The organism is Salinivibrio sp. IB282 (genome assembly GCF_001995685.1).
Taxonomy (GTDB): domain Bacteria; phylum Pseudomonadota; class Gammaproteobacteria; order Enterobacterales; family Vibrionaceae; genus Salinivibrio; species Salinivibrio kushneri.
Window position 1 is genome coordinate 1 of the sequence record NZ_MUET01000132.1, and the last position, 2,743, is coordinate 2,743.

Annotated in this window: 2 protein-coding genes; both read left to right on the forward strand. The window is 50.0% G+C overall.

Going from position 1 to position 2,743, the window contains the following annotated elements:
• Nucleotides 1-116 precede the first annotated feature (116 nt).
• The gene (locus tag BZG14_RS15020) at nt 117-851 is read left to right on the forward strand and encodes a FadR/GntR family transcriptional regulator (protein ID WP_077609125.1); all 735 of its coding nucleotides are present in this window, start codon (nt 117-119) and stop codon (nt 849-851) included.
• A 109-nt stretch (nt 852-960) separates the two neighbouring features.
• The gene (betA, locus tag BZG14_RS15025) at nt 961-2,652 is read left to right on the forward strand and encodes a choline dehydrogenase (RefSeq protein ID WP_077487098.1); all 1,692 of its coding nucleotides are present in this window, start codon (nt 961-963) and stop codon (nt 2,650-2,652) included.
• Nucleotides 2,653-2,743 lie beyond the last annotated feature (91 nt).

The window sequence follows — 2,743 nt, forward strand, 5'->3', positions numbered from 1 at the left end:
ATATTAGTCTTACTGATGGTATGGAATGGTCGTACCAAAAGAAGGGTTAAAGACGGAATTTGACTTCATAATGCAAAAATTGCTAGTTTGGTACTACCAAATGCGGAGAGGTAACCATGACGACATCCACCAGTAGCCTTTTTCATCCGGTGCAAATGGGCCGAGCGAGTGAAGATGTGGCATTGCAAATCGAATCGGCGATTCTGTCCGAGGCGCTAAAACCTGGCGACAAACTGCCCAGTGAGCGAGAGCTTCAGCAACAGTTTGGAACAGGGCGTGGCGTGGTGCGTGAGGCCATTCAATCACTCAAGCAAAAAGGCTTAATTGAAATCCGTAAGGGGCAAAAAGGTGGGGCGGTCGTCCGTCAGGTTGATGTGCATAACATCAGTGAATCATTGGCGCTGTTTCTAAAACAAAGCCATGTACAAGCGGATAAGGTCGCAGAGTTTCGTGAAACGGTCGATCAAAGCCTGGTGTTACTTGCCATTAGTCGTGGTACCGAGTCGCAGAAAAAACAGCTTGGTGAATATGTCACAGAGCTTGCGGCTCTTGCCGCTGAAGAGAATCCGGATTTGGATCGCTTGGGCGAGCTGGATCGCGCACTCAACCTGTTGATTGCTGCAATGTCAGGCAACCCGATTTTTGAATGGGTGATGCATGCTATCCAGCAAGGGTTTAGTTCGCACGATTACGCCCTTTATCAGGCGGCGGATTATCGTCGCCAAACCGTGGAAAACTGGCAACAGACCGTTAACCACATTATCGCTGCCGAGCCGTTTAAGGCGCAAGCAACGATTAGCCACCACTATCGGTTGCTACAACAATGCATTGATGCACAAGCATCAAGCTAATTATAAAAATTTCAAAAAGGAAACCTCTACACAATCATACCCATTACCTGTGTTGCGACTGTTCCGGGCYGATGCCCTGCACACGGGAAGGACAAAATTTGGAGGTTTTATGGGACAGCAACAAAATTACGACTATATCATTGTCGGCGCGGGCTCGGCAGGCTGTGTTCTGGCGAACCGTTTAAGTGCTAACCCAGATAACAAGGTATTGCTACTCGAGGCAGGACGACCAGATTATCGGCTGGACTTTCGGATCCACATGCCTGCCGCATTAACTTATTTGCTCACAGACAGCACCTATAACTGGTTGTATGAATCCGAGCCTGAGCCGAATATGCATAACCGCCGTATCGCGCAACCGCGTGGTAAAGTGCTTGGGGGCAGCAGTAGCATCAACGGCATGATTTATATCCGCGGCAACGCGTTGGACTATGAAAAATGGGCCAACGAGCACGGGTTAAAAAAATGGGATTATGCCCATTGCCTGCCGTATTTCCGCAAGTGTGAAACGCGATTAAAAGGCCAAGATGACTATCATGGCAACAATGGGCCGCTGGCAATTGAAACTGCACAATGTGATAACCCTCTATTTAGTGCGTTCTTTGACGCGACGCAACAAGCGGATTATCCATTGACCGATGACGTGAATGGTTATCAGCAAGAAGGCTTTGGTATTTTCGACCAAAATATCTACCAAGGTCGTCGTCATAGTGCGGCGCGGGCGTACTTACACCCAGTGATGAACCGTAAGAACCTGACGGTGATCACCGGCGCGACCACTGATAAGGTTTTGTTTGAGGGCAAAACGGCGATTGGTGTGGAATACCGCAAGTGGGGACGGAAGAAAACCGCCTATGGCGCAGAAGTCATCAGCTGTGGTGGCGCGATTAACTCGCCCAAACTACTGCAACTTTCTGGTGTAGGTGACGAAACCATGTTGAAAAATTTAGGGATCAAGCCTGTTCATCACCTGCCTGGGGTGGGGGAAAACTTGCAAGATCACCTGGAGCTTTACGTGCAGTATGAATGTAAAGAGCCGGTTAGCATGTATCCCGCGCTTAAGTTCCACAATCAACCGAAAATTGGTTTTGATTGGCTGTTCCGTCGTAAAGGGGCCGCCGCCACCAATCATTTTGAAGCGGGTGGTTTTGTACGTGGTAATGATGAGGTGGCGTATCCGAACCTGCAGTTCCACTTTTTGCCACTGGCGATCCGTTATGATGGCTCGGCACCGAACAAAGGACATGGTTTCCAATTGCATGTGGGGCCTATGAATACCGATGTGCGTGGCCACGTGAAAATTCGTAGCACCAACCCAGATGAGAAGCCAGAAATCTTCTTTAACTATCTCTCTACGCCACAAGAGCGTAAAGAGTGGGTTGAAGCGATCCGTGTCTCTCGCGATATCATTGCCCAGCCGGCCTTTGATCATCTGCGGGGTAAAGAGCTTTCGCCGGGCAGCGAGGCACAGACGGATCAGGAAATCCTCGATTTTGTGGCTCGAGAAGGGGAAAGTGCTTACCACCCAAGCTGTACCTGTAAAATGGGCTTGGCGAGTGACGAGATGGCCGTGGTGGATGAATCGCTGAACGTCCATGGCGTGAATAACTTGCGTGTGGTGGATGCCTCCGTGTTCCCTGCAATCACCAATGGCAACTTGTACGCACCGACCATTATGGTGGCAGAGAAAGCGGCTGATATGATCATGGGGCATACCCTTTCGCCGGCGAAAGATGCGGAATACTACCGCTACCTTCCAGACCATGCGCCGGTACCGGAAGAGGACGTGGCGCTGGCCTAATTCCCCGTGTACGCGTTAACGACAAGAGCCAGTCTCGTGCTGGCTCTTTATTATTTTTGTTTATCTAGCTGGTGTTTAGCCGCACTATAGC